Annotated in this window: 19 protein-coding genes, 1 rRNA gene and 1 pseudogene; 17 read left to right on the forward strand and 4 right to left on the reverse strand. The window is 73.2% G+C overall.

Translation table 11 applies throughout. The features are described from left to right. The first annotated feature begins 170 nt into the window (after window positions 1–170). The 3 genes and pseudogenes from rrf to ACZ56L_RS24270 all read left to right on the forward strand — a co-directional run bounded on the left by rrf (window position 171) and on the right by ACZ56L_RS24270 (window position 2658). Window positions 171–287, forward strand: a 5S ribosomal RNA gene (rrf, locus tag ACZ56L_RS24260). A gap of 820 nt (window positions 288–1107) precedes the next feature. Further along, a pseudogene (locus ACZ56L_RS24265) lies at window positions 1108–1809 on the forward strand (hypothetical protein); the annotation flags it as partial. Between the two features lie 75 nt (window positions 1810–1884). Beyond that, window positions 1885–2658: a tetratricopeptide repeat protein gene (locus ACZ56L_RS24270; RefSeq protein WP_380837901.1), complete on the forward strand. Its 774-nt coding sequence runs from the start codon at window positions 1885–1887 to the stop codon at window positions 2656–2658. 78 nt (window positions 2659–2736) lie between these two features. Here the strand turns inward: ACZ56L_RS24270 and ACZ56L_RS24275 are convergent, their stop codons facing one another. Further along, a complete protein-coding gene (locus ACZ56L_RS24275; RefSeq protein WP_471066328.1) occupies window positions 2737–4020 on the reverse strand; it encodes a DUF1015 domain-containing protein in 1284 nt (427 codons plus the stop codon). A 73-nt stretch (window positions 4021–4093) separates the two neighbouring features. Here ACZ56L_RS24275 and ACZ56L_RS24280 point away from each other — a divergent pair, with 73 nt between their 5' ends. From ACZ56L_RS24280 to ACZ56L_RS24295, 4 genes are all read left to right on the forward strand, one after another. Next, window positions 4094–5164 (forward strand): HAD hydrolase-like protein, encoded by a 1071-nt coding sequence (locus ACZ56L_RS24280; protein ID WP_471066330.1) that lies wholly within the window; start codon window positions 4094–4096, stop codon window positions 5162–5164. Between the two features lie 377 nt (window positions 5165–5541). Further along, window positions 5542–6495, forward strand: a complete 954-nt coding sequence (locus tag ACZ56L_RS24285) for a FecCD family ABC transporter permease (RefSeq protein ID WP_380837904.1) — start codon at window positions 5542–5544, stop codon at window positions 6493–6495. Between the two features lie 2 nt (window positions 6496–6497). Next, window positions 6498–7586, forward strand: coding sequence for a FecCD family ABC transporter permease (locus tag ACZ56L_RS24290; protein WP_471066680.1), 1089 nt, complete (start codon window positions 6498–6500; stop codon window positions 7584–7586). 149 nt (window positions 7587–7735) lie between these two features. Next, a complete protein-coding gene (locus ACZ56L_RS24295) occupies window positions 7736–8548 on the forward strand; it encodes an ABC transporter ATP-binding protein (protein WP_401761046.1) in 813 nt (270 codons plus the stop codon). On the opposite strand, the gene ACZ56L_RS24300 is transcribed toward ACZ56L_RS24295, so the two are convergent. Then, window positions 8532–8882, reverse strand: coding sequence for an SCP2 sterol-binding domain-containing protein (locus ACZ56L_RS24300; protein ID WP_401760999.1), 351 nt, complete (start codon window positions 8880–8882; stop codon window positions 8532–8534). The genes ACZ56L_RS24295 and ACZ56L_RS24300 overlap by 17 nt on opposite strands. Before the next feature lie 97 nt (window positions 8883–8979). On the opposite strand from ACZ56L_RS24300, the gene ACZ56L_RS24305 reads away from it, so the two are divergent. The 6 genes from ACZ56L_RS24305 (at window position 8980) to ACZ56L_RS24330 (ending at window position 15337) form a co-directional block, all read left to right on the forward strand. Next, window positions 8980–9216, forward strand: a complete 237-nt coding sequence (locus ACZ56L_RS24305; protein ID WP_345226605.1) for a hypothetical protein — start codon at window positions 8980–8982, stop codon at window positions 9214–9216. A gap of 6 nt (window positions 9217–9222) precedes the next feature. Then, on the forward strand, window positions 9223–10038 hold the full coding sequence (locus ACZ56L_RS24310; RefSeq protein ID WP_380837822.1) for a TlyA family RNA methyltransferase: 816 nt from the start codon (window positions 9223–9225) through the stop codon (window positions 10036–10038). Between the two features lie 92 nt (window positions 10039–10130). Further along, window positions 10131–11036: an NAD kinase gene (locus ACZ56L_RS24315; protein WP_345226608.1), complete on the forward strand. Its 906-nt coding sequence runs from the start codon at window positions 10131–10133 to the stop codon at window positions 11034–11036. Window positions 11037–11362: 326 nt separating this feature from the next. After that, window positions 11363–13102, forward strand: a complete 1740-nt coding sequence (recN, locus tag ACZ56L_RS24320; RefSeq protein WP_471066332.1) for a DNA repair protein RecN — start codon at window positions 11363–11365, stop codon at window positions 13100–13102. A 123-nt stretch (window positions 13103–13225) separates the two neighbouring features. Next, window positions 13226–13972, forward strand: a complete 747-nt coding sequence (locus tag ACZ56L_RS24325; RefSeq protein ID WP_471066682.1) for a hypothetical protein — start codon at window positions 13226–13228, stop codon at window positions 13970–13972. Between the two features lie 207 nt (window positions 13973–14179). Further along, a complete protein-coding gene (locus ACZ56L_RS24330; RefSeq protein WP_471066335.1) occupies window positions 14180–15337 on the forward strand; it encodes a glycosyltransferase family 4 protein in 1158 nt (385 codons plus the stop codon). Between the two features lie 37 nt (window positions 15338–15374). Here the strand turns inward: ACZ56L_RS24330 and ACZ56L_RS24335 are convergent, their stop codons facing one another. Further along, window positions 15375–17003, reverse strand: coding sequence for a PucR family transcriptional regulator (locus ACZ56L_RS24335; RefSeq protein WP_345224389.1), 1629 nt, complete (start codon window positions 17001–17003; stop codon window positions 15375–15377). 214 nt (window positions 17004–17217) lie between these two features. Between ACZ56L_RS24335 and ACZ56L_RS24340 the strand changes: the two genes are divergently transcribed. Continuing rightward, window positions 17218–18729 carry an APC family permease gene (locus ACZ56L_RS24340; protein ID WP_471066337.1) on the forward strand — a complete coding sequence of 504 codons (1512 nt, stop codon included), beginning with the start codon at window positions 17218–17220 and terminating at the stop codon, window positions 18727–18729. 83 nt (window positions 18730–18812) lie between these two features. After that, the gene (locus ACZ56L_RS24345) at window positions 18813–20450 is read left to right on the forward strand and encodes a flavin monoamine oxidase family protein (protein WP_471066339.1); all 1638 of its coding nucleotides are present in this window, start codon (window positions 18813–18815) and stop codon (window positions 20448–20450) included. Between the two features lie 3 nt (window positions 20451–20453). On the opposite strand, the gene ACZ56L_RS24350 is transcribed toward ACZ56L_RS24345, so the two are convergent. Further along, window positions 20454–22256, reverse strand: coding sequence for a glycoside hydrolase family 15 protein (locus ACZ56L_RS24350; protein ID WP_345224395.1), 1803 nt, complete (start codon window positions 22254–22256; stop codon window positions 20454–20456). Between the two features lie 653 nt (window positions 22257–22909). On the opposite strand from ACZ56L_RS24350, the gene ACZ56L_RS24355 reads away from it, so the two are divergent. Together ACZ56L_RS24355 and ACZ56L_RS24360 are read left to right on the forward strand one after the other, a co-directional pair. Continuing rightward, the gene (locus ACZ56L_RS24355) at window positions 22910–24592 is read left to right on the forward strand and encodes a CTP synthase (protein WP_345226612.1); all 1683 of its coding nucleotides are present in this window, start codon (window positions 22910–22912) and stop codon (window positions 24590–24592) included. 79 nt (window positions 24593–24671) lie between these two features. Continuing rightward, window positions 24672–25292: an NUDIX hydrolase gene (locus tag ACZ56L_RS24360; protein ID WP_345226615.1), complete on the forward strand. Its 621-nt coding sequence runs from the start codon at window positions 24672–24674 to the stop codon at window positions 25290–25292. The last annotated feature ends 146 nt before the right edge of the window (window positions 25293–25438 follow it).

Consider the following 25438-nt stretch of genomic DNA (forward strand, 5'->3'; position numbering starts at 1 on the left):
CCAGATGTGGAAGCCCGGTAACGGGTGGAGCTGACTGGTACTAATAGGCCGAGGGCTTGTCCTCAGTTGCTCGCGTCCACTGTGTTAGTTCTGAAGCAACGAACAGTTGCTGGTAAGAGCAGAACCCACTTAATTGAAGAGTGTGCTTGTTCGCTCGAAACCGATAGGGTTTCGGTGGTCATAGCGTTAGGGAAACGCCCGGTTACATTTCGAACCCGGAAGCTAAGCCTTTCAGCGCCGATGGTACTGCAGGGGGGACCCTGTGGGAGAGTAGGACGCCGCCGAACAATCTTTCAAAAGGACCCTTGGTCCCAGCGTTCATGCTGGGACCAAGGGTCCTTTTTGTTTTTCCTGCCCGAAGCGCGTCGGATGTCCGACTGCGCGAGAATGACTGCGTTGCCCGAAGACTAGGAGTCACCCATGTCCACCAACTCTCCTGACGATCGTCCGGAGCGCGAGCCGCGTCACCGTGACAACAGCGGTGACCGGGGCGGATACCGCGGTGGTCGTGACAACGACCGCGGCCCCCGTCGTGACAACGACCGGGGTGGCTTCCGTCGCGATGACCGGCCCAGCGGGGACCGCGGTGGCTTCCGCCGCGACGACAACCGTGGTGGGGACCGTCGCGACGACCGTGGCGGCCGTCCGTCCGGTGACGACCGTGGTGGCCGTCCGGCCGGCGGTGGCTACGGCCGGCGTGACGACAGCAGCTCGTCCGGCGGCGGTTTCCGCCGTGACGACAACCGGGGCGGTGGCGGCGGCTTCCGCCGTGACGACCGTTCCGGGGGCGGAGACCGTGGCGGTTTCCGTGGACGTGACGACCGTGGCGGCCGTCCCGGTGGCGGTGGCGGCGGTTTCGAGCGTCGGGACGACCGGCGTGATGACCGTGGTGGGGACCGCGGCGGGTTCCGCCGTGACGACCGGCCCAGCGGCGACCGCGGCGGTTTCCGTCGCGATGACAACCGTGGTGGGCGTCCGGGTGGTTTCGAGCGTCGGGACGACAACCGTTCCGGTGGGGACCGCGGTGGGTTCCGCCGTGACGACCGGCCCAGCGGGGACCGCGGTGGTTTCCGTCGGGACGACAACCGTTCCGGTGGCGGCTTCGAGCGCCGGGACGACCGGCCGACTGGTGACCGCGGTGGTTTCCGCCGTGACGACCGGCCGAGTGGCGACCGTGGTGGGTTCCGTCGCGACGACAACCGTTCCGGTGGTGACCGTGGCGGGTTCCGCCGTGACGACCGGCCCAGCGGCGACCGCGGCGGTTTCCGTCGCGATGACAACCGTGGTGGGCGTCCGGGTGGTTTCGAGCGTCGGGACGACAACCGTTCCGGTGGGGACCGCGGTGGGTTCCGCCGTGACGACCGGCCCAGCGGGGACCGCGGTGGTTTCCGTCGGGACGACAACCGTTCCGGTGGTGGGCGTCCGGGTGGCTTCGAGCGCCGGGACGATCGCGGTGGTGACCGGGGCGGTTTCCGTCGGGACGACAACCGGTCCGGTGGCGGCTTCGAGCGCCGTGACGACCGGGGCGGCGACCGGGGCGGTTTCCGTCGCGACGACCGTGCGCCCCGGCGTGACGACGAGCGGGGCGGGTTCCGCCGTGACGACCGGCCCAGCGGTGACCGGGGCGGATTCCGCCGCGACGACCGTCGGGACGACCGGGGGCCGCGTCGGGACGACCGCTCCGGCGGTGGCTTCCGTGGCCGGGACGATCGCGGCGGGGAGCGGGGCGGGTACCGCGGCGGGCGCGACGACCGGCGTGATGACCGGGGCGGCGACCGCGGCGGCTTCCGTCGCGAGGACCGGGACCGTGAGCCGATCAAGCGGCTGCCGATCCCGGACGACGTCACCGGGCACGAGATCGACCCGGACGTGCGTCAGGAGCTGATGAGCCTGCCCAAGACCCTCGCCGAGGACGTTGCCAGGAACCTGGTGATGGTGGCCAAGCTCATCGACGACGAGCCGGAGGAGGCGTACGCGTACTCGCGCATCGCCCTGCGGCTGGCGTCGCGGGTGGCCGCGGTGCGTGAGGCCGCCGGCTTCGCCGCGTACTCCACGCAGCGGTACACCGAGGCGCTCGCCGAGTTCCGGGCGACCCGTCGGATGACCGGGACCGTGGACCTGTGGCCCGTCATGGCGGACTGCGAGCGCGGTCTCGGCCGTCCCGAGCGTGCGCTGGCCATGGCCGGCGAGCCCGAGGTGCAGAAGCTGGACAAGGCCGGACAGGTCGAGATGCGGCTCGTGGCGGCGGGCGCCCGGCGCGACATGGGGCAGATCGATGCCGCCATCGTCACGTTGCAGGGTCCCGAGCTGGGGTCCAACTCCGTACAGCCGTGGACGGCGCGACTGCGGTACGCGTACGCCGACGCCCTGCTGACGGCGGGGCGCGAGGACGAGGCGCGTGAGTGGTTCGCCAAGGCGGTGGAGGCGGACAAGGACGGCACGACGGACGCCTCCGACCGGCTGGCCGAGCTCGACGGTGTCGAGTTCGTCGACGCGCTGGACGAGGGCCACGAGGACGAGCAGCCCGTAGTGGCCGAGGCCGAGGAGGCCGAGGTGACCGAGGACGTCGTCGAGGTGCCGGTCGAGGAGGAGCCCGTGGTGGCCTCCGAGGAGGCCGGGGCGTCCGCGTCCGATGAGCGCGAGGCCGACAAGGGCTGAGTGTGAGAGAGGGCGGCACTCCGGGATTCCGGGGTGCCGCCCTTTTTTGTGCGGTGGGTCGTGCGTGGCCGGGGCGGGTCAGTCGATGGTGAGGCTGCGCAGGACCAGGCCGGTGGCGGGCTTCGGGCCGAAGGACGTGGACTTGCGGGGCATGGTGACGCCCTGGCGGGCCAGGTCCCGTACGACTTCCTCGCGGACCGGGTGCATGAGGACGGCGGTGGCGTCGTTGCGTTCGGCCTGTTCCACGGCGGCCTCGGTGTCGTGGATGTAGGCGATGTCCTCGGGGGCGTCCGGGACGTGCCAGACATGGGCGAGGAGGGTCTCGTGCAGAACGGACGCGTCCAGGGTGCGCCAGGCCGCCGGGCGGTCGGCGCGGACCGTGCGGGCGATGAGGTCCGGGTCGGGGCGGTCCAGGAGGTGGTACGAGCCGTCGCCCGCGAGGAGGAAGGCGTTGCCGTGCGCGGCCGAATCGGCGAGGGCGGCCATGGCTTCCGGAAGGGGCGCGTCCAGGTGTCGTACGCGGAAGGAACCGCCCACCGCGGCCAGCGCCTCGGACACCGGGAGGCGGTGCAGCAGGCGGTGGATGGCGCGGACCTGGAGGGGGTGGCGGGCCGTGTCGACCAGGAGGACCAGGCCGTAGTCCCAGGGGCTGGGGGCGGGGGCGTGCTCCTGCTGGAGGCGCAGGTAGGTGGCCCAGCGGTGGTGGCCGTCGGCGATGAGCGCCTGGTGGCCGGCGAGGCCGGCGGCGGTCTCGGCGATCTCGGCCGGGTCGGTGATCGCCCAGAGGCGGTGGTGGAAGCCGTCCTCGGTGGTGGTGGCCAGCAGCGGGGGGCGGGCGACCGTGCGGTCGATCACGGACGCGGTGTCGGCCGGGCCCGGGGCGCCCCGGTAGGTGAGGAGGAGGGGCTCCAGGTTGGCGGCCGTCGCGCGCATCAGGGCGGCGCGGTCCTCCACCACGTGCGGCATGACGTCCTCGTGGGGGAGGACGACGCCCTCCTCGGGGGAGGAGAGGGCCAGGGAGCCGATGAGGCCGCGTTGGAGGAGACCGTCGCGGGACTGCTCGTACACGTACAGGGCGGGGACGCGGTCGGGGGCGAGGATGCCCTCGGCGAGCCAGTCGCGGAGCGTCTGGGCGGCCTGCTGGTGGCGGGCGGTGGCGGTGTCCGCCTGCGGGAGGATCAGCCGCACGATGTTGTGCGGGTCCGCGGACTCCAGGTGGAGCAGGCCGTCGGGGCGGACCACGACGTCGTACGGCGGAGAGGTGACGGCGGAGAGACTGCCGACGGCCTCCGGGACGTAGCGGAGTCCGCGCAGGGGGACAAGTCGCAGGCCGTGGTCCCCGTCCGGCCCTGGTGTGGTCATTGATGCATCGTAAGTGGGGTGGGCGGATGGGTGATGATCGGGGGAAAGACAGTGGAACGAGGAGCGGATGAGCATGGGTGAGCGGCAGGGCAGGACCGAGGCCGGGGCCGACGGCGGGGCCGGGGTCAGGACCCGTCCGAGCAGGAGCGGGAAGGCGCTCAGCGAGGCGTACGACACGGCGCTCCTGGACCTCGACGGGGTCGTCTACGCCGGGGGCGAGGCGATCGCGCACGCGGTGGACGCGCTGGGGGCGGCGCGGGACGGCGGGATGCATCTCGCGTACGTGACGAACAACGCGCTGCGGACCCCGGATGCCGTTGCCGCCCATCTGACGGAGCTCGGGGTTCCGGCGGAGGCGGGGGACGTCATCACGTCGGCGCAGGCGGTGGCGCGGCTGATCTCGGAGCAGGTGCCGGAGGGCTCGCGGGTGCTCGTGATCGGCGGGGAGGGGCTGCGGGTCGCCCTGCGGGAGCGGGGGCTGGTGCCGGTGGAGTCGGCGGACGACGGGCCAGTGGCGGTGGCGCAGGGGTACGGCGGGCCGGACCTGCCATGGAGCCGGTTCGCGGAGGCGTCGTACGCGATCAGGGCCGGTGTGCCGTGGTTCGCGTCGAACACGGACCTGACGATTCCGAGCGCGCGGGGGATCGCGCCGGGGAACGGGGCGGCGGTCGAGGTCGTACGCATCGCCACGGGGGCGGAGCCGCAGGTGGCGGGGAAGCCGTTGCCGCCGATGCACCGGGAGACGATTCTGCGGACCGGGGCGGAACGGGCGCTGGTGGTGGGGGACCGGCTCGACACGGACATCGAGGGGGCGAACGTCGGGGGCGTGGATTCGCTGCTGGTGCTCACCGGGGTGACGGACGCGGTGCAGTTGCTGAGGGCGGAGGCGAAGTACCGGCCGACGTACGTGGACGCGGATCTGCGGGGGCTGTTGGCGGGGCAGCCGGAAGTGGTGGAGAAGGGGGCCGGTTTCGGCTGCGGGGGGTGGACGGCTTCGGTGAAGGGGGAGGCGCTGGTGGTCGAGGGAGAAGGGGCCGCGATGGACGGGCTGCGGGCGATGTGCGCGGTGGCGTGGGGACGGGCGGGGGACGGGGCGTGTGAGCTGGAGGTGGAGGAGGCGGTGGAGAAGGTGGGGCTGGCGTAGGGGAGAGCTGTAGGCGGACGGGGGGTGGGGCGGAGGCTTTCGAGGGGCCGCCGCCCTGGCGGGTTGTGCTGCTGCGGTGGGTCGCTTCCTGGCCGGGCTGTTCCGCCTCTTTCGGCCGTCTCCTGGACCCGGCCGTTCCGACTCCTTGGGACGCCTCCCCTGCCGGGCCGTTCCGCCCCTTGGGCCGTCCTCCTGCCCGGCGGTTCCGGCCTCTCGCGGCGGGTCCGCCGCCCACTGCGGCCGAGAGAAGGGTGAGGCTAGGCTAGCCTTACCTGGTGTTGGTTGAGAGTGGCCCTGATCAGAGCGTGGAGCACCGCCCCGCTCCCGCGTCGGGCCGTAAACGGAATGCCGGTCGGGCGCTCGGGCTCCTCGTCGCCCTGGGCGTGCTCGTGCTGGTGGTGCTGGCGAGCATCGCGGTAGGGGCGAAGAACGTTCCGCTCGGGGACGTGTGGCACGGGCTGTGGCACTACTCCGGGACCGGGAACGACGTCATCGTCCAGGACGTCCGGGTGCCGCGCACCGTCCTCGGCATCCTGGTCGGCGCCGCCCTCGGCACGGCCGGCGCGGTGATGCAGGGGCTGACCCGCAATCCCCTGGCCGAGCCGGGGGTCCTGGGGGTCAACGCCGGGGCCTCCGCCGCAGTGGTCAGCGCGATCAGCTTCTTCGGGGTGACCTCGCTCACCGGGTACGTGTGGTTCGCGTTCCTCGGGGCGGCGGTCGTCTCCGCCGTCGTGTACGTGCTCGGGGGCAGCCGGGGGGCCACGCCCGTGCGGCTGGCGCTGGCCGGGACGGCGGCGACCGCCGCGCTCTTCGGGTACGTGAACGCCGTGCAACTGCTGGATTCGGCGGCCCTGGAGCGGCTGCGGTTCTGGACCGTGGGGTCGCTGGCGTCCGCCGACATGGCGGTCGTCGGGAAGGTGTGGCCCTTCATCGTGGCGGGGCTGGTGCTCGCGCTGGTCCTGGCACGGCCGCTGAACGCCATGGAGATGGGCGAGGACAGCGCGCGGTCGCTCGGGGTGCATCTGACCCGTACACGAGTGCTGTCGATGGCCGCCGTGACGCTGCTGTGCGGCGCGGCCACCGCCGCGTGCGGGCCGATCGTCTTCATCGGGCTGATGGTGCCGCATCTCGTGCGGGCGGTGACCGGCCCCGACATGCGGTGGATCCTGCCGTACGCGGCCGTGCTCGCGCCCGTGCTGCTGCTCGGCTCCGACGTGGTCGGCCGGGTCGTCTCCCGGCCCGCCGAACTCCAGGTCGGGATCGTGACCGCGCTCATCGGCGGGCCGGTCTTCATCCACCTCGTGCGGCGCCGGCGAATGGGGCAGATGTGAGCATCGACAGGGACCCGCGCCCGCCCGTGAAGGCGAAGGCGAGCGCGGGCGACAAGAGGGCACGGGCGCTGCGGGCCGGCGGGCTCTCGGTGCGGTACGACGTCCGGGCGGGCGTCCTGACGCTGCTGACCGGGGTCGTGGCGCTGGGCGTCGCGGTGGCGCTCGTCCTCGGGGGCGGCGGCGACTTCCCGATGTCGCCCGGGGAGGTCGTCCAGACGCTGCTGGGCAACGGCGCCATGGCGCAGGAGTTCATCGTCCTGGACGTCCGGCTGCCCCGGGTGCTGACCGCGCTGCTGGTCGGCGCGGCGCTGGGGCTGTCCGGGTCGGTCTTCCAGTCGGTCTCGCGCAACCCGCTCGGCAGCCCGGACATGCTCGGCTTCAGCCAGGGCGCGATGGTGGGCGCGCTGGTGGTGATCGTGCTGTTCCAGGGGAACAACTGGACGATCGCCGTCGGCTCCCTCGTCGGCTGCCTGATCACGGGGGTGCTGGTCTATCTGCTCGCCTGGAAGCGAGGGGTGCACGGCTACCGGCTGGTGCTGGTCGGCATCGCGGCCGCCGCCATGCTGACCGCCGTCATGCAGTACCTGCTGACCAAGGCCGATCTGGCGGACGCCACCGAGGCGATGGTGTGGCTCACCGGTTCGCTGGACGGGCGCGGCTGGGAGCAGGTGTGGCCGATGGCCGTGGCGTGCGTGGTGCTCGTACCGCTGGTACTGCGGCACGGGCGGGCGCTGCGGATGATGGAGATGGGGGACGACGCGGCGTTCGCCCTGGGCGTGCCGGTGGAGCGGGTCCGGGTGGTGCTGATCGTGCTCGCGGTGCTGCTGATGGGCGCCGCGACGGCGGCGGCCGGGCCGATCGTCTTCGTCGCGCTCAGCGCGCCGCAGGTCGCCCGGCGGCTGACGCGGGCGCCGGGGCCCAATCTGGTGGCCTCCGCGCTGATGGGCTCGATGCTGCTGGTGGTGGCGGACTGGGCGGCCCAGTCGGCGTTCGGCGAGCGGCAGTTGCCGGTGGGCGTGGTGACCGGTGTGGTCGGCGGCTGCTATCTGCTGTGGTTGCTGGTGACCGAGCGCAAGGCGGGACGGCTGTGACGCTCCCGGCGGGCGGCGGCCCGCACCCGACACGGAACGACCCGACGCGGAACGACCCGACGCAGCGCGACCTGACGCAGCAGGACCTGACGAAGGCCGGTCTGTCGCGGAACGACCTGACGAAGCACGACCAGAGGAGTACGACGCCCATGCAGCGCCTCGCCGCGGAATCCGTGACGCTCGGCTACGACGAGCGCGTCATCGCCGAGGACCTCTCGGTGACGATCCCGGACAACTCCTTCACCGTCGTCGTCGGCCCGAACGCCTGCGGCAAGTCCACCCTGCTGCGCGCCCTGTCGCGGATGCTGAAGCCCGCGCGGGGGCGGGTGCTGCTGGACGGCCAGGTCATCCAGTCGATGCCCGCGAAGAAGGTGGCCAGGACGCTGGGACTGCTGCCGCAGTCGTCGGTCGCGCCCGACGGCATCACCGTCGCCGACCTGGTGGCCCGCGGCCGCTACCCGCACCAGGGGCTGCTGCGGCAGTGGTCGCCGCAGGACGAGCGGATCGTCGAGGAGTCGATGGCAGCCACCGGGGTGGGCGAACTCGCCGAGCGGTACGTCGACGAGCTGTCCGGCGGGCAGCGGCAGCGGGTCTGGATCGCCATGGCCCTCGCCCAGCAGACGCCGCTGCTGCTCCTGGACGAGCCGACCACCTTCCTCGACATCCAGCACCAGATCGACGTACTCGACCTGTGCGCGGAGCTGCACGAGACGCAGGGGCGCACGCTCGTGGCGGTGCTGCACGACCTCAACCACGCCGCCCGTTACGCCACCCACCTGATCGCCATGCGCGACGGCGAGGTCGTCGCGGAGGGCGCGCCGTCGCAGATCGTCACGGCGGAGCTGGTGGAGCGGGTCTTCGGGCTGAGGTGCCAGGTGATCGAGGACCCCGAGACGGGGACGCCGCTGGTGGTGCCGGCCGCGCGGAAGGCGCGTACCGCCGCCGCTACAGCAGCTTCCTGAGGTGCAGCAGGTCGCGGAAGCCCGCTTCCAGGCGGACGCGGCCGGACGCCCACGCCTTCGCGAAGTTCAGCTCGCCGTCGACGAGGGCGACCAGGTCGTCGCCCGCCATCGCGAGGCGGATCTGCGCGCGCTCCCGCGGCGGGCCCGGCCGGGTGTCCGCCACGGTGATCCGGCCGTCCGACAGACGGCCGGCGAAGGTCGTGTCGAGGTCGGTGACGTGGCAGCTGAGCGTGCGGTCGAAGGCCGCGGCGCCGCGCACGCCGTCGTGGTCGGAGCGGGTGAGGTTCTCCGAGAGTCTGTCGAGTGCTTCGCGGCACTCCTGCAAGGTCGCCATCACGGCCGACCGTACCGCAGGCCTTCGCGGTAGCGTCATGACCATGGACGAAGAGGACGCGAGAGCCGGCGAGGACACGGGCGGCGGGGCCGGCGGCATGGTGGCGTACGACCCGGCCGCCCCGGCCCCGCTCGGCGTCGTGCGCGAACCGACGGGGCAGCCGGAGGTGGACGCCCACCTGGAGCGGCTGGCCGACGTCGACCACCTCACGGCCGACGGACACATCGAGGTGTACGAGGATGTACACCGGGGGCTGCGCGAGACGCTGACCGCACTCGACGCACGCCCGGGACCTCCGGCGCCCCCCGCTTCACCGCACGACAACAGGAGCTGAACGCACGTGGCAGGAGTGGCACGCCGCCGCCTGGACGCCGAGCTGGTCCGCCGGAAGCTCGCCCGCTCGCGGGAGCACGCGAGCCAGCTCATCGCCGCGGGCCGGGTCACGGTCGGCAGGACGGTGGCCACGAAGGCCGCGACGCAGGTCGAGACGGCCGCGGCCCTGGTGGTGCGCCAGGACGACGACGACCCCGACTACGTGTCGCGCGGCGGCCACAAGCTGGCCGGGGCGCTGGCCGCCTTCACCCCGCTGGGCCTGGAGGTCGCGGGCCGGCGGGCGCTGGACGCGGGAGCCTCCACCGGCGGCTTCACGGACGTACTGCTGCGGGCGGGCGTGGGCCACGTGGTCGCGGTGGACGTCGGGTACGGGCAACTGGCCTGGTCGTTGCAGTCCGACGAGCGGGTCACCGTCAAGGACCGCACCAACGTCCGCGAGATGACCCCGGAGACGATCGACGGGGTGCCGGTGGACCTGGTGGTGGGCGATCTGTCGTTCATTCCGCTGGGTCTCGTGCTGCCCGCGCTCGCCCGGTGCGCCGCGCCGGACGCGGACCTGGTGCTGATGGTGAAGCCGCAGTTCGAGGTGGGCAAGGAGCGCCTGGGCAGCGGGGGGGTGGTGCGCAGCGCGGAGCTGCGCGCCGGTGCCGTACGGAACGTGGCGCGGCAGGCGTGGGAACTCGGGCTCGGGGTGCGGGGCGTGACGGCCAGTCCGCTGCCCGGCCCCTCGGGGAACGTCGAGTACTTTCTGTGGCTGAGGGCCGGAGCACCCGAGCTCGACCCGGCGGATGTCGATCGTGCAGTGGCGGAGGGGCCCCAGTGACGACAACAGGGACGACCGGAACGTCGGACGGGCCGGACCCGGTGCGCGCACCGGAACCGGAACCGGAGCAGGTGCTGGAGCCGGCGCGCGTGCTGGAGCCGACGGCGGAGCGGACCGTGTTCCTGCTCGCGCACACCGGGCGGCCCGCGGCCGTCCGCAGCGCCGAGCTGGTCGTGAAGGGGCTGCTGAGGAGCGGCCTGGGGGTGCGCCTGCTGGAGTCGGAGGCGGTGGACCTGCCGCTGCCCTCGTCGGTGGAGACGGTCGTCGAGGCGACCCCGGACGTGCTCGACGGCTGCGAGCTGCTGATCGTGCTGGGCGGCGACGGCACGTTGCTGCGCGGCGCCGACATCGCGCGTGCCTCCGGGGTGCCCATGCTGGGCGTCAACCTGGGGCGGGTCGGCTTCCTCGCGGAGGCCGAGCGGGACGACCTGGACAAGGTGGTGGACCGCGTCGTCACCCGTTCGTACGAGGTCGAGGAGCGGATGACGCTCGACGTCCTGGTGCACAACAACGGTGAGGTCGTCCACGAGGACTGGGCGCTGAACGAGGCCGCCGTCCAGAAGATCTCGCCGGAGCGGATGCTCGAAGTGGTGCTGGAGATCGACGGGCGGCCCGTCACCGGCTTCGGCTGCGACGGCATCGTGTGCGCGACACCGACCGGTTCCACCGCGTACGCCTTCTCGGCGGGCGGCCCCGTGGTGTGGCCGGAGGTGGAGGCGCTGCTGATGGTGCCGATCAGCGCGCACGCGCTGTTCGCGAAGCCGCTGGTGACCTCGCCGTCGTCCGTGCTCGCGGTGGAGGTGCAGCCGCACACGCCGGACGGGGTGTTGTGGTGCGACGGCCGCCGGACCGTGGGACTGCCGTCGGGGGCGCGCGTGGAGGTGCGCCGGGGAGCCGTTCCCGTACGGCTGGCGCGGCTGCACCAGGCGTCGTTCACCGACCGTCTGGTGGCCAAGTTCGCACTGCCGGTGGCCGGATGGCGGGGCGCGCCGCACTGAGGCGGGGCCGCGCCGGCCGGCAGGCCGAGCCGAACCACGGCGACCGCGCAGGCGTGCGCTCGCGCGGCCGCCGCGCGTGGACGCCGCCTCGTGCGGACGCCGCTTCAGGTGGACGAAGCCGCGAAAATCGACATGTAGATGGAACCGATCAACCGGACGGCCGCCACGTCACCCGCTTCGCGATCGGAACCCCGCGGGCCGGGCAGGCGCGCACCATGACACAGGCCGCAGAGATCAGGGCGGGGATTTCCCCGGGTTCCGTACCGCTCCGGGGGAGGGCGGCGGACAGGGGTCGTCGCACGGGGGGCTCCGGACCTCGTAAGGTCGTGTCCGTGTTGGAGGAGATGCGGATACGGTCGCTCGGAGTCATCGACGACGCTGTCGTCGAGCTGTCACCCGGCTTCACGGCGGTGACCGGCGAGACCGGAGCGGGCAAGACCATGGTCGTCACCAGTCTCGGGCTGCTGCTCGGAGGCCGGGCCGACGCTGCCCTGGTACGGGTCGGGGCCAAGGCGGCGGTGGTGGAGGGGCGGATCACGGTGCGCCCCGGCGAACCCGCCGCGCTGCGCGCCGAGGAGGCCGGGGCCGAGATCGAGGACGGGGCGCTGCTCGTCAGCAGGACGGTTTCCGCCGAGGGGCGTTCGCGCGCCCACCTCGGCGGTCGTTCGGTGCCGGTGGGCCTGCTCGCGGAGCTCGCCGACGACCTGGTGGCCGTGCACGGGCAGACCGACCAGCAGGGGCTGCTGCGGCCGTCCCGGCAGCGGCAGGCCCTCGACCGGTACGCGGGCGACGCCGTCTCGATGCCGCACGCCAAGTACGTGAGCGCCTACCGGCGTCTGAAGGCCGTCTCCGCCGAGCTGGACGAGATCACCACGCGGGCCAGGGAGCGGGCCCAGGAGGCCGATCTGCTGCGCTTCGGCCTGGAGGAGATCGCCGCCGTCGAGCCGCTGGCCGGCGAGGACGTGGAACTCGCCGCCGAGGCCGAGCGGCTGGGGCACGCCGAGGCGCTCGCCTCCGCCGCCGCCCTCGCCCACGCGGCCCTCGCGGGCAACCCGGAGGACCCCGAGGGCGTCGACGCCAACACCCTCGTCGCGGGCGCCCAGCGGGCCGTGGACGCCGTACGGGCGCACGACCCGGCGCTGGCGGCGCTGGCCGAGCGCATCGGCGAGATCGGCATCCTGCTGGGCGACGTGGCGGGCGAGCTGGCCGGGTACGCCGACAACCTGGACGCCGACCCGCTGCGGCTGGCCGCCGTGGAGGAGCGCAGGGCCGCTCTCACCCAGCTCACCCGCAAGTACGGCTCGGACATCGACGCCGTGCTGGCCTGGGCGCAGGAGGGCGCCGCCCGGCTCACCGAACTGGACGGCGACGACGACCGGATCGGCGAGCTGACCGCCGAGCGCGACATCCTGCGCGGCGAACTGTCCCTGCTGGCGCAGGCGTTGACCGACGCCCGCACCGAGGCCGCCGCCCGGTTCGCCGACGCGGTGACCGCGGAGCTCGCGTCGCTGGCGATGCCGCACGCCCGGGTGTCCATCGACATCCGCCAGACCGAGGACCCGGCCAACGGCATCGAGGTCAACGGCCGCCCGGTCCAGTACGGCTCCTCCGGCGCCGACGAGGTGGAGCTGCTGCTCGCCCCGCACCCGGGCGCGCACCCCAGGCCCATCGGCAAGGGCGCGTCCGGCGGTGAGCTGTCCCGGGTGATGCTCGCGGTGGAGGTCGTCTTCGCGGGGTCGGACCCCGTGCCGACGTACCTCTTCGACGAGGTCGACGCGGGCGTCGGCGGCAAGGCGGCCGTGGAGGTCGGCCGACGGCTCGCGAAGCTGGCGAAGTCGGCGCAGGTGGTGGTGGTGACGCACCTGCCGCAGGTGGCGGCGTTCGCCGACCGGCAACTGCTGGTCGAGAAGACCAACGACGGCTCGGTCACCAGGAGCGGTGTCACCGTGCTGGAGGGCGAGGACCGCGTGCGGGAACTGTCGCGGATGCTCGCGGGCCAGGAGGACTCCGAGACGGCGCGCGCGCACGCGGAGGAACTGCTCGCGACGGCGAGAGCGGACGCGTAGGTGACGGCCGGGAGGCGAGGGCGCGCCGCCGTGGTCAGGAGCCTGGGCGGGCGCGCCGCCGGGACCGGGAGCCTGGGCGGGCGCGTCGCCTCGGCCAGGAGCTCGGGCGGGCGCGTCGCCGGGGTGCTGGGCGCCGTGGGAGCGACGCTGGCGGTACGGGCCGGGATGCGGCGGTGGCCGCCGGGGGAGGCCGCGCTGTGGGAGCGGAAGAACTTCGAGGGCGCGGTCGTCGACCTGTACGCCGGTCCCGCCACCGCCCTCGGGACCGCCGCTTCCGTGGCCGCGTCGCCCGCCGTCCCGATACGCGCCAGAGCGGCCGCCGTGCTCGCGGTGCTCGCCGCCGGGGGCTGCGGGGCGTATGACGACATGGCGGGGCGCGACGACCCGCGCAGGGGCTTCCGCGCGCACCTCGGCGCGCTGCGGCAGGGCGAGATCACCAGCGGCGGCGTCAAGCTGCTCGGCATCGGCGCCGCCGGGCTGGCCGCGGGCGCACTCCTCAAGGACGGTGTCGTGGACCGGGTGCTCGCGGGAGTGGTCGTCGCGGGGACCGCGCACCTGGTGAACCTCGTCGACGTACGCCCCGGGCGCGCCGTCGGCACCGTGCTCGCGCTCGGTGCTCCCGGGCTCCTCGGGGGCGGTGCGGCCGGAGCGCTCGCCGCGGCACCCGTGGGGGCCGCCGCGGCCGTGTTCGACGACGATTTCGGGAGGCGCACGATGATCGGCGACACGGGCGCGCACGCGCTCGGCGCCGCCCTCGGTGCGGCGATCGCCGCCGGGAACGGGCGCACCGGACTCGTCCTGCACGCGACCGCCCTGGTCACGGCGGCGGCCTGCGGCGACCGGGTCAGCCGCGCGGCGGGCGCCTGCTGAACAGGCGGTCACTCGTGCGGGTGGTACCGGGCGTGAAGTGAAAGGACCGGGGCATGTGCGGTGCCCCAACGGCCCGGCCGGCTGGCATCCTTGGCGCCGTACTGCGCATCGCGCGCAGCACGAGCACCAGCGCAACAGAAACACCGTGGCAGCACCAGCACCCGCGCCGCCCCGGCCGAGGCCCCCACTTCAGGAGCACCCACCACCGTGAGCAGCACCCCGCCACCGCCGTACGGACAGTCGCAGTTGAGCGCCGTCCAGGTCCTCGGCGGCGGCAGCGCGGGCAGCAGCGCGCACGTCAGGTCGTTGACCGCAGGGCTCGTCGCACGGGGCGTGCGGGTCACCGTGTGCGCCCCCGCCGAACTGGAGAGCGCCTACGGCTTCGCGGACGTGGGCGCCGAGGTGGTGACCGTCCCCCGGCGCGGCGACCCGGTGGCGGTGGCGGCGCTGCGGTCCGCGTGCGGCGGCGCCGACGTCGTCCACGCGCACGGCCTGCACGCCGCCGTGCGGACCGCGTTCGCGCTGAGCGGGCGGGCGGCGCGCCGGGACGGGGCGCCGGGCCCGCGCACCGGACACGGCGGCCGGGTCCCGCTCGTCGTCACCTGGCACACCAGGGCCCACGCGGAGGGGCCGCGCGGTCACGTCGTACGGCTCATGGAGCGCAGCGCCGCCCGGGCCGCCGCCGTCGTCCTCGGCACCTCGTCCGACCTCGTCGACCGGGCCCGCAGCCGGGGCGCCAGGGACGCGCGCCTCGCACCGGTGACGGTGCCCGCGCCGCGGCCTCCGGAGGAGTTCCGGGAGAGCAAGGCGCGGGCCGAACTGGGCGCGGTGGAGCGGCCGTTGCTGATGGCCGTCGGCAGCCTGGTGCCGCACCGGGGCTACGACGTCCTGCTGGACGCCTCCCGGGCCTGGCGCGATCTCGACCCCGCCCCGCTGGTCACCATCGCCGGGGAGGGCCGTGAGCGGGCCGCGCTCCAGCGCCGGATCGAGGCGGAGGACCTGCCGGTGCGCCTGCTGGGGCGGCGCGACGACATCGCCGAGCTCCTCGCCGCCGCCGACGTCGCCGTGCTGCCCAGCCAGTGGGAGGCGCGCTCGGTGCTCGCGCAGGAGGCGCTGCGCGCGGGCGTCCCGCTGGTGGCCACCCGGGTCGGCGGCATCCCGGAACTGGTCGGCCGGGCTGCCGAGTTCGTGCCGTACGGAGATCCGCGGGCGCTCGCGAGCACGGTGCTCGCCCTGCTCGCCGACCCAAACCGGCGGGCGGCGCTGGCCGAGGAGGGACTGCGGCAGGCGGCCACCTGGCCCACCGAGGACGAGACGGTGGCGCAGGTGCTCAGCGTGTACGACGAGCTGACCGGGCAGAGCTGACCGGACAGAGCTGACCCCTGGCGGAGGGCCCGCGGGCCTAGGAGGCGTGCCGCCGCGCCCGCAGGGCCAGGCTCAGCGCCAGCACCGTCTGCGGATCGTCCAGGTCGGTGCCCAGCAGCTCCGAGATCCGCGCCAGCCGGTTGTAGAGCGTCTGCCGGTTGAGGTGCAGCTCGCGCGCGGTCTCCGCCTTGCGGCCCGCGTGCGCCAGATACGTCTCCAGGGTCGGCAGCAGCGGCGGGCGCGACGCCTTGTCGTGGTCGCGCAGCGGGCCGATCGCCCGGTCCACGAAGGCCGCCAGGTCCGGATGGTCGCGCAGCCGCCACAGCAACAGGTCGATGTCCAGGCGGCGGGCGTCGTACCAGGGCCGGTCGTGCAGCCCCTGCGCCGCCGTCGCCGTCTCCGCCGCGTGCCGCAGCCCCGCCGACGCCGCCGCCCAGCCGCCCGCGACCCCGACCACCACGACCGGCGGGTGCGCGCCCGCCCGGCCGAGCCCGGCGCGCTCCACGCCGGCGCGCAGGGCGGCGGCCACCCGGTCGGCGACGGCGGTGCGCTCCGACTCGGTCCGCAGCCCCAGCAGCAGCGGCACCCGCCCCTCCACGGGACGCACGCCGAGGAGCACCGGCACGCCCACCGACGCCAGCTCCTCCAGCACCGCCCGCGCCAGCACCGCCCAGTTCCCCGACGGCGACAGCTCGGCCGCCAGCCGCATCACCACCGGCAGCAGCGGCCCCTCGCCGGGCTTGAAGCCCAGCACCCGGGCCTGCGCCGGGGCCTCGTCCGCCGAGATGCGGCCCTGTGCCAGGTCGGTGAGGAAGTCGCCGCGTCCGCGCGCGGCCAGCTCCTCCTCCTGCCGGGCCTGCATCAGGACCACCGCCAGGATGTCCGCCGCCCGCTCCGCCGCCATCCGGTGCACCGGCAGCAGCGGATGTGCCACCCCGAGCAGCACCAGCCGGGCCCGCACCGAGCCCGCCCCGTGGCCCCCGCCGGGCACGTCCACCAGCACCCCGTTCGCGGGCGGCCCCGACTCGCGGGCCTCGCGCTGGCCGCGCAGCCCCTCCCAGACCTGGAGGGGGTCGGCCCCGGAGTCCCCGGCGGCGGGCCCGGCGGCGTACAGGAGCTGTCCGTCGGCGGTCTCCAGGAAGACCGGGTTGGCGGTGAAGTCCGCCAGGATGCCCAGCACCTGCGGCACCCCGCCCCCGCCGAGCAGCGCCTCCGTGCAGCGGCGGTGCACCTCTTCGGCCCGGCGCAGCAGCGTGTAGTGCCCGTTGACGATCTCGGTGTGCACCTCTTCGGTGACGGACACGAACGGCACCTCGCGGTGCAGCTGCACCAGCGGCAGCCCGGCCGCCCGCGCGGTCTCCACCAGCGTGGCGGGCAGCCGGCTGAAGCGCGGGCCCAGCTCCACGACGAGCGCCGCGATGCCCCGCTCGGCGAGCCTGCGCACGAAGGCGCGCTGCTCCGCCGGGCGGGTGCCCAGGCCCAGGCCGGTCGTCAGCAGCAGCTCGCCGCCCTTGAGCAGGGAGGCGATGTTGGGGACCTCCCCGGCGTGCACCCAGCGCACGGTCCGGGTCAGCCGGTCCGCGCCCGCCACGACCTCGGGCAGTCCGCTGCGGAGTCCCGGCAGTTCCAGCGCCCGTTGCACGGTGATTCCGCCCTGCGTGTCCATGGACCGGGACGGTACCCGCGCGCCTGTTCCAGGAACATCACCCGCCGGTCACAGCGGGCGTCCCCGGGCCGTCCGCCCCGACAACTCGTCGTGCGCCGAGGCCATTTGAACGACCGGTTGCCGATTGTGGCGTACGTCACGCGGCGGGAGACTGCATCGCCGCCCCCTCCACGACCCGTACGGCACGTCCCGGACCAGAGGAATGAGCGCACCCATGCCCGACCGCACACCACCGCAGGTGAACCGCCTCAAGGCCAACTCCGTCGGTCTCGTCGGCGTCGTCTTCATGGCGGTCGCCACCGCCGCCCCGATCACCGCCATGACCGGCAACCTCCCCATCGCCGTGGGCTTCGGCAACGGCACGGGCGCGCCCGCCGGGTACCTCTTCGCCACCCTCGTGCTGACGGTCTTCTCGGTCGGGTACGTCGCCATGGCCAAGCGCATCACCGCCGCCGGCGCCTTCTACGGCTACATCTCGCACGGCCTGGGCCGCGTCGCCGGAATGGCCTCCGGGATGCTCACCGTCCTCGCGTACGTCGTCTTCGAGGCGTCCATCGTCGGGATCTTCGCCTACTTCGCGCAGACCACCATGGCGGCGCAGCTCGGCGTCGACCTCCCGTGGGTCCTGTACGCCGCCCTCATGCTCGCGGTGACGGCGGCCCTGTCGTACTTCGACATCAACCTCACCGCGAAGGCGCTGGGCGTGATGCTGGTCGGCGAGATAGCCGTGCTGTTCGCGGTCGCCACGGCGGTGCTCCTGGCGGGCGGCGGCCCCGACGGCATCCCCGTCGAGCCGATCAACCCGGTGGGCGCCTTCACCGGCACCTCCGCCGGACTCGGGCTGTTCTTCGCCTTCTGGTCGTGGGTGGGCTTCGAATCCACCGCGATGTACGGGGAGGAGTCCCGCGATCCCAAGAAGGTCATCCCGCGCGCCACCCTGATCTCGGTGATCGGCGTCGGGCTGTTCTACATCTACGTGTCCTGGATGACGATCGCGGGCAACGGCCTGGCCGGCGCGGTGCGGGTCTCCTCCTCCGCGAGCCCGCTCGACCTGTTCTTCGACCCGGCCCGCACCTTCATCGGCGGCTGGGCCGTCAGCGCCTTCCAGTGGCTGCTGCTCACCGGTTCCTTCGCCTGCGGCATGGCCTTCCACCAGTGCGCGTCGCGCTATCTGTACGCCGTCGGGCGCGAGGGCTTCCTGCACCCGGCGCTGGGGCGCACGCACGCCGCGCACGGCTCCCCGTACGTGGCGTCCTTCGTGCAGTCGGGGATCGCGGTGGTGCTGGTCGGCGCGTTCTGGCTGACGGGCCAGGACCCGTACGTCCACCTCTACACACTGCTCGCGATCCTCGGCACGATGGCGATCCTCATCGTCCAGACGCTGTGCTCGTTCGCGGTGATCGGCTACTTCCGCCGGAACCACCCCGAGGACCGGCACTGGTTCAGGACCTTCACCGCGCCGCTGCTGGGCGGGATCGGCATGATCGCCGTCGTCGTGCTGCTGGTCGTGAACATGGAGACGGCGGCCGGGCTCGCCGCCGACTCGCTCTTCTTCGCGGCGATCCCGTGGATCGTCGGAACCGTCTTCTTCGGCGGCCTCGGCCTCGGCTTCTACCTGAAGGCCAGGCGTCCGGAGCGGTACGCCGTCATCGGCCGGATCGTGCTGGAGGACGCCACCGAGCGCGCCGCCGAGCCCGGCCCCGCCGCGCGGTCCACCACCGTCTGACCCGCACCTGGCACAAGGCCCCGGCGCGGCCGCTCCCGCGCCGGGACCGTCCTTCCCGTCCCCTCTCACCGAGGAGTCCCGCCATGTCGCGTGCACCCGCCCCCCGTACCCCCGCGATGCGTGCCCTGCGCCGGCTCGTCGCCGAGCACCGGGCCGCCGACCGCCTGAACATGCCCGTTGCCGACGTACGGGGCGCCACCCGGCGCGACCTGCTGCGGCGGGCCGGCGCGCTCGGCCTCGGCGTGGCGCTCGCGCACCGGGCCGCCCCGGCAGCGGCGGCGACGCCCGCCGCCGTGCGGGGCGACGCGCCCCGGATCGCCGTGGTCGGCGCGGGCATCGCCGGGCTGACCGCCGCGCTCACCCTCCAGGACGCGGGCCTGCCCTGCACCCTGTACGAAGCGAACCCGGACCGGGTCGGCGGCCGCATGTGGACGCAGCGCGCCCACTGGGGCGCCGGGCAGCTCTCCGAGATCGGCGGCGAGCTGATCGACACCGGCCACAAGAAGATCCTGGAGCTGTGCCGCCGCTTCGGCCTGCGCACCGAGGACTTCCTCGGCGGCGGTCCCAACGGGGCGGAGGAGGTGCTGTGGTTCAACGGCGCGTACTACCCGCGCGCCCGGGCCGACGAGGACTTCAAGGCCGTCCACCAGTCCCTGCGCCGCGACCTCGGCGAGGCGGGCGAGGTGAGGTGGAACCGGACCACCCCCGCCGGCACCGCCCTCGACACCATGTCCCTGTACGAGTGGATCGAGACCCGCGTACCCGGCGGCCACACCTCCCCGCTCGGCCGGTTCTTCGACGTGGCGTACAACGTCGAGTACGGGGCCGAGACCACCGAGCAGTCCGCGCTCGCCCTCGTCCTGCTGATGGGCTACCAGACCAATCCGGGCCACTTCAACATCTGGGGCCTGTCCAACGAGCGCTACCGCATCACCGGCGGCAACGACCGGCTCCCGCGCGCCATCGCCGCCGCCCTGTCGCCCGGCACCCTCCAGCACCACAAGCAGCTCACGGCGGTACGCGCCAACGCCGACGGCACCCAGACCCTGACCTTCACCGACGCCGGGACGACCACCACCGTCACCGCCGACCGCACCCTGCTGTGCGTCCCGCTGCCGGTGCTCCAGCGCCTCGACCTCTCCCGGGCGGGCTTCGACCCCCGGATGACGAACCTCGTCCGGGACGCCCGCATGGGCGTCTGCACCAAGCTCAACATGCAGTTCTCCGCCCGCCCCTGGCGCGGCGCCGGACCCTGGCCCGGGGTCTCGGCGGGCGACTGCTTCACCGACGGCGACGTCCAGCAGACCTGGGACACCACCAAGGTCCAGCCCGGCGGCGGCGGAATCCTCGTCCAGTTCGGCAGCGGACGCCTGGCCGGGGCGCTCACCCCGGCGACCCCCTTCGCCACCGAGTCCGACCCGTACGTACGCGACCTGGCGGCCCGGCGCGTCCGGGAGATCGACGCGTTCTTCCCCGGAACGTCGGAGAGCTGGACCGGCAGGGCCCAGCTCTCCGCATGGCACCGCAACCCCCACAGCCTGGGCGCGTACTCCTACTGGCCCATCGGCTACCTGCACCGGTACGCGGGCTACGAGGGCACCCCGCAGGGCAACATCCGCCTCGCGGGCGAGCACACCAGCTACGACTTCCAGGGCTTCATGGAGGGCGGCGCGACCGAAGGGGCCCGCGCCGCCCAGGAGGTGATCAGCGAACTGACCTGAGCCTCAGCCCCCGTACGCCCCGCTCGCCGTCAGCCGCAGTGCCGTGTCGATCAGCGGCACGTGGCTGAAGGCCTGCGGGAAGTTGCCCACCTGGCGCTGGAGACGGGAGTCCCACTCCTCGGCCAGCAGCCCCAGGTCGTTGCGCAGCGACAGCAGCTTCTCGAAGAGCTTCCGCGCCTCGTCCACCCGGCCGATCATCGCCAGGTCGTCCGCCAGCCAGAACGAACACGCCAGGAACGCGCCCTCGTCGCCCTCCAGGCCGTCCACACCCGCGCTGTCCCCCTCGGTGGGGTAGCGCAGCACGAAGCCGTCCGGCGTGGACAGCTCGCGCTGGATGGCCTCGATGGTCCCGATGACGCGCTTGTCGTCGGGCGGCAGGAAGCCCATCTGCGGGATGAGGAGCAGGGAGGCGTCCAGCTCCTTGGAGCCGTAGGACTGGGTGAAGGTGTTGCGCTCGGGGTCGTAGCCCTTCTCGCACACGTCGCGGTGGATCGTCTCGCGCAGCTCGCGCCAGCGCTCCAGCGGGCCGTCCGCGTCGCCGCCCTCGATCAGCTTGATCGTGCGGTCGACGGCCACCCAGGCCATCACCTTGGAGTGCACGAAGTGGCGGCGCGGGCCGCGCACCTCCCAGATGCCCTCGTCCGGCTGGTTCCAGTGGTCCTCCAGGTAGCGGATCAGCTTGAGCTGGAGGAGGGAGGCGTAGTCGTTGCGGGCCAGGCCCGTCATGTGCGCGAGGTGCAGGGCCTCGGTGACCTCGCCGTACACGTCGAGCTGGAGCTGGTGGGCGGCGCCGTTGCCGACCCGGACCGGGCCGGAGCCCTCGTAGCCGGGCAGCCAGTCCAGCTCCGCCTCGCCGAGCTCCCGCTCGCCCGCGATGCCGTACATGATCTGGAGGTTCTCCGGGTCCCCCGCCACCGCGCGCAGCAGCCACTCGCGCCAGGCGCGGGCCTCCTCGCGGTAGCCGGTGCGCAGCAGCGAGGACAGGGTGATCGCGGCGTCCCGCAGCCAGGTGTAGCGGTAGTCCCAGTTCCGGGAGCCGCCGATGTCCTCCGGCAGGGAGGTCGTGGGCGCGGCGACGATGCCGCCGGTCGGGGCGTACGTCAGGGCCTTCAGCGTGATCAGCGAGCGGACCACGGCCTCGCGGTAGGGACCGTGGTACGTGCAGTGCTCGACCCACTCGCGCCAGAAGTCGAGGGTGAGCTCCAGCGCGCCCTCGGGGTCGGGCAGCGGCGGGGCCTCCTTGTGCGAGGGCTGCCACTGGATGGTGAACGCGAGCCGCTCACCGGGCGCCACCGTGAAGTCGGAGTGCGTGGTCAGGTCCTGGCCGTGCGTCTCGACGTCCGTGTCCAGCCACACCGAGTCGGGCCCCGCCACCGCCACCGTGCGGCCGTCCATCCGGTGCACCCAGGGGGTGATGCGCCCGTAGCTGAAGCGCATGCGCAGCGCCGAGTGCATCGGCACCCGGCCGCTGACGCCCTCCACGATTCTGGTGAGCTGGGGAGCGCCGTCGCGCGGCGGCATGAAATCGGTCACCCGGACCGTGCCCCGCGGAGTGTCCCACTCCTGTTCCAGGACGAGGGTGTCCCCCCGGTAGCGGCGGCGGGAGGCCACGGGGGCCTCGGCGCCTTCCGCGTACGAGGGGCCGATCCGCCAGAAGCCGTGCTCCTCGGTGCCGAGAAGTCCGGCGAAGACGGCATGGGAATCGAAGCGTGGAAGGCACAGCCAGTCGACTGAGCCGTCCCGGCAGACCAGCGCCGCTGTCTGCATGTCTCCGATGAGTGCGTAGTCCTCGATGAGCCCGGCCACGTGCAATCTCCAGTCGAACGGCCACAGTCGCCCCCGGGGAAGGAGGCGGTCTGCGGTCAGGGGATCTTCGACGACGAGCTTCAGGGGCCGGGAGCGGGCGCGATGTGTGCCTTCGCCGGCCGGCTCGCAGCGATGTTCAGTGAAGGATACGACGCAGGAAGCCCATCTGCGGGAGGTCGTCACAAGGTGGGGGGCCCGAACGGGTGAGGCACACGTGATGCCGGTGTGTCGTTATGGTGAAGACGGCTCGAACGGGCGGCCGGAACACTGGCCCCGGGGGACCCGCCCGCCCCTGGCCGCCTTCACAGGTGGGGCCCCGGGGGCGCCCGGAAACAGGTCCAGCCGCCCCCGGGAAGGCCCCCGCGGGCACCCGGAAACCAGGCGCACCCGCCCTCCGCGACCTCCCCGCGGCCGCCCGGAGACGGATCGCCCCCGTTCCCCGGAAACCTCCCGCCGGGGCGGGCCCGCGGCGGACGCCGGAAGCAGCCTCCCGGAGTCGCTGATACCCTGGTAGCCCGTGGGCGGTGGGAGCAAAACCCCCCGAACCGCAGCGACGACGCCCCCAGACATCACCGGTGGAGAAACCGGCGATCCCTCCTTGGGCGGCCGGAAACGCACCCTCACCTCGCGACCACGGGAGCCCCGTCTTGGCCATGCAGACCTCTGCTTTTAAGAACAAAGCAGTCACGACGACCAAGCACATCTTCGTCACCGGGGGTGTCGCCTCTTCCCTCGGCAAGGGTCTGACTGCCTCCAGCCTCGGTGCGCTCCTGAAGGCCCGCGGTCTTCGGGTCACCATGCAGAAACTCGACCCGTACCTCAACGTCGACCCCGGCACGATGAACCCCTTCCAGCACGGTGAGGTGTTCGTCACCAACGACGGCGCCGAGACCGACCTGGACATCGGCCACTACGAGCGCTTCCTCGACGTCGACCTCGACGGCTCGGCCAACGTCACCACCGGCCAGGTCTACAACACCGTCATCGCCAAGGAGCGCCGCGGCGAGTACCTCGGCGACACCGTGCAGGTCATCCCGCACATCACCAACGAGATCAAGCACCGCATCCGGCGCATGGCCACCGACGACGTGGACGTCGTCATCACCGAGGTCGGCGGCACCGTCGGCGACATCGAGTCGCTGCCGTTCCTGGAGACCGTCCGCCAGGTCCGCCACGAGGTCGGCCGCGACAACGTCTTCGTCGTGCACATCTCGCTGCTCCCGTACATCGGCCCCTCGGGCGAGCTGAAGACCAAGCCGACCCAGCACTCGGTCGCCGCCCTGCGCAACATCGGCATCCAGCCCGACGCGATCGTGCTGCGCGCCGACCGCGAGGTCCCCACCGCCATCAAGCGCAAGATCTCGCTGATGTGCGACGTCGACGAGGACGCGGTGGTCGCCGCCATCGACGCCAAGTCGATCTACGACATCCCCAAGGTGCTGCACACCGAGGGCCTGGACGCCTACGTCGTCCGCAAGCTGGACCTGCCCTTCCGCGACGTGGACTGGACCGTCTGGGAGGACCTCCTGGACCGCGTCCACAACCCGGACCACGAGGTCACCGTCGCGCTGGTCGGCAAGTACATCGACCTGCCCGACGCCTACCTCTCGGTGACCGAGGCCATCCGCGCCGGCGGCTTCGCCAACAAGGCCCGGGTGAAGGTCAAGTGGGTGACCTCCGACGACTGCAAGACGCCGGAGGGCGCCCGCAAGCAGCTCGGCGACGTGGACGCGATCTGCATCCCCGGCGGCTTCGGCGAGCGCGGCGTCACCGGCAAGGTCGGCGCCATCCAGTACGCCCGGGAGAACAAGGTCCCGCTGCTGGGCCTGTGCCTGGGCCTGCAGTGCATCGTGATCGAGGCGGCCCGCAACCTGGCCGGCATCGAGGACGCCAACTCCACCGAGTTCGACGCCGCCACCGGCCACCCGGTGATCTCCACCATGGAGGAGCAGCTCGCCTACGTCGAGGGCGCGGGCGACCTGGGCGGCACCATGCGCCTCGGCCTCTACCCGGCGAAGCTCGCCGAGGGCTCCATCGTGCGCGAGGTCTACGGCGACGAGCAGTACGTCGACGAGCGCCACCGCCACCGCTACGAGGTCAACAACGCCTACCGCGCCGAGCTGGAGAAGAAGGCGGGCATCGTCTTCTCCGGCACCTCCCCGGACAACAAGCTCGTCGAGTACGTCGAGTACCCGCGCGAGGTGCACCCCTACCTGGTCGCCACCCAGGCGCACCCGGAGCTGCGCTCGCGCCCGACCCGCCCGCACCCGCTCTTCGCCGGCCTGGTGAAGGCGGCCGTCGAACGGCAGCAGGAAGCGCGCCAGCAGGGCAAGTAGGTCCCAGGCGTTACGGTGGACCGGGGTGGGGGCCGCTTCCAGGCCCGCACCCCGGTTCTCTCGTTTCATGGAGGCGTACGTGGCGATCAAGGACACCCCCCAGGAGTGGCGGATCACCGGGACGGTGATCCCGTTCGAGGGGGCCAAGACCAGTGTCCGCACCGACAGCGTGGTCATGCCGGACGGCTCGGTGGCCGGCCGCGACTACCAGGTGCACCCGGGCTCGGTCGCCGTCCTGGCACTCGACGACGAGGGAAGCGTCGCCGTCCTCTCCCAGTACCGCCACCCGGTGCGCCACAAGCTGTGGGAGATCCCCGCCGGACTCCTCGACGTGCCCGGCGAGAACCCGCTGCACGCCGCCCAGCGCGAACTGTACGAGGAGGCGCACATCAAGGCGGGGGACTGGCGGGTGCTGACCGACGTCTACACCTCGCCGGGCGGTTCCGACGAAGCGGTACGGATCTTCCTCGCCCGGGACCTCTCGGAGGCGGAGGGCGACCGGTTCGAGGTCTCCGAGGAGGAGGCCGACATGGAGCACGCCCGGGTGCCCCTCGCGGAACTGGTGCGGGGCGCCCTCAGCGGTGAGCTGCACAACAACTGCCTGGTCGTCGCGGCGCTCGCGGCGACCGCCGCGCTGGCGGGGGACGGGCTGGACGCGCTGCGGCCGGCGGAGGACCCCTGGCCCGCCCGGCCGTTCTGAGCGACTTCGAGACCGTTCATCGTAAAAACTGCTGATCCGATCGGGGGACCTGCCCGCCCTGCTCCTCCGGATCGGTAGCAGAGCGTGAACTACGCTCGGATCCCCGGCCGCAGTCGCCGCCGGGGACTGGAGCGCAGGCGGACGGG

The sequence above is a fragment of the Streptomyces sp. NPDC039736 genome (assembly GCF_055596485.1).

Coding starts and splice junctions, on each gene's coding strand:
- ACZ56L_RS24270 (WP_380837901.1), top strand. CDS start 1,885: ATGAGCCTGCCCAAGACCCTCGCCGAGGACGTTGCCAGGAACCTGGTG.
- ACZ56L_RS24280 (WP_471066330.1), top strand. CDS start 4,094: ATGGGTGAGCGGCAGGGCAGGACCGAGGCCGGGGCCGACGGCGGGGCC.
- ACZ56L_RS24335 (WP_345224389.1), bottom strand. CDS start 17,003: ATGGACACGCAGGGCGGAATCACCGTGCAACGGGCGCTGGAACTGCCG.
- ACZ56L_RS24305 (WP_345226605.1), top strand. CDS start 8,980: ATGGTGGCGTACGACCCGGCCGCCCCGGCCCCGCTCGGCGTCGTGCGC.
- ACZ56L_RS24295 (WP_401761046.1), top strand. CDS start 7,736: ATGCAGCGCCTCGCCGCGGAATCCGTGACGCTCGGCTACGACGAGCGC.
- ACZ56L_RS24345 (WP_471066339.1), top strand. CDS start 18,813: ATGTCGCGTGCACCCGCCCCCCGTACCCCCGCGATGCGTGCCCTGCGC.
- ACZ56L_RS24275 (WP_471066328.1), bottom strand. CDS start 4,020: ATGACCACACCAGGGCCGGACGGGGACCACGGCCTGCGACTTGTCCCC.
- ACZ56L_RS24355 (WP_345226612.1), top strand. CDS start 22,910: ATGCAGACCTCTGCTTTTAAGAACAAAGCAGTCACGACGACCAAGCAC.
- ACZ56L_RS24300 (WP_401760999.1), bottom strand. CDS start 8,882: ATGGCGACCTTGCAGGAGTGCCGCGAAGCACTCGACAGACTCTCGGAG.
- ACZ56L_RS24340 (WP_471066337.1), top strand. CDS start 17,218: ATGCCCGACCGCACACCACCGCAGGTGAACCGCCTCAAGGCCAACTCC.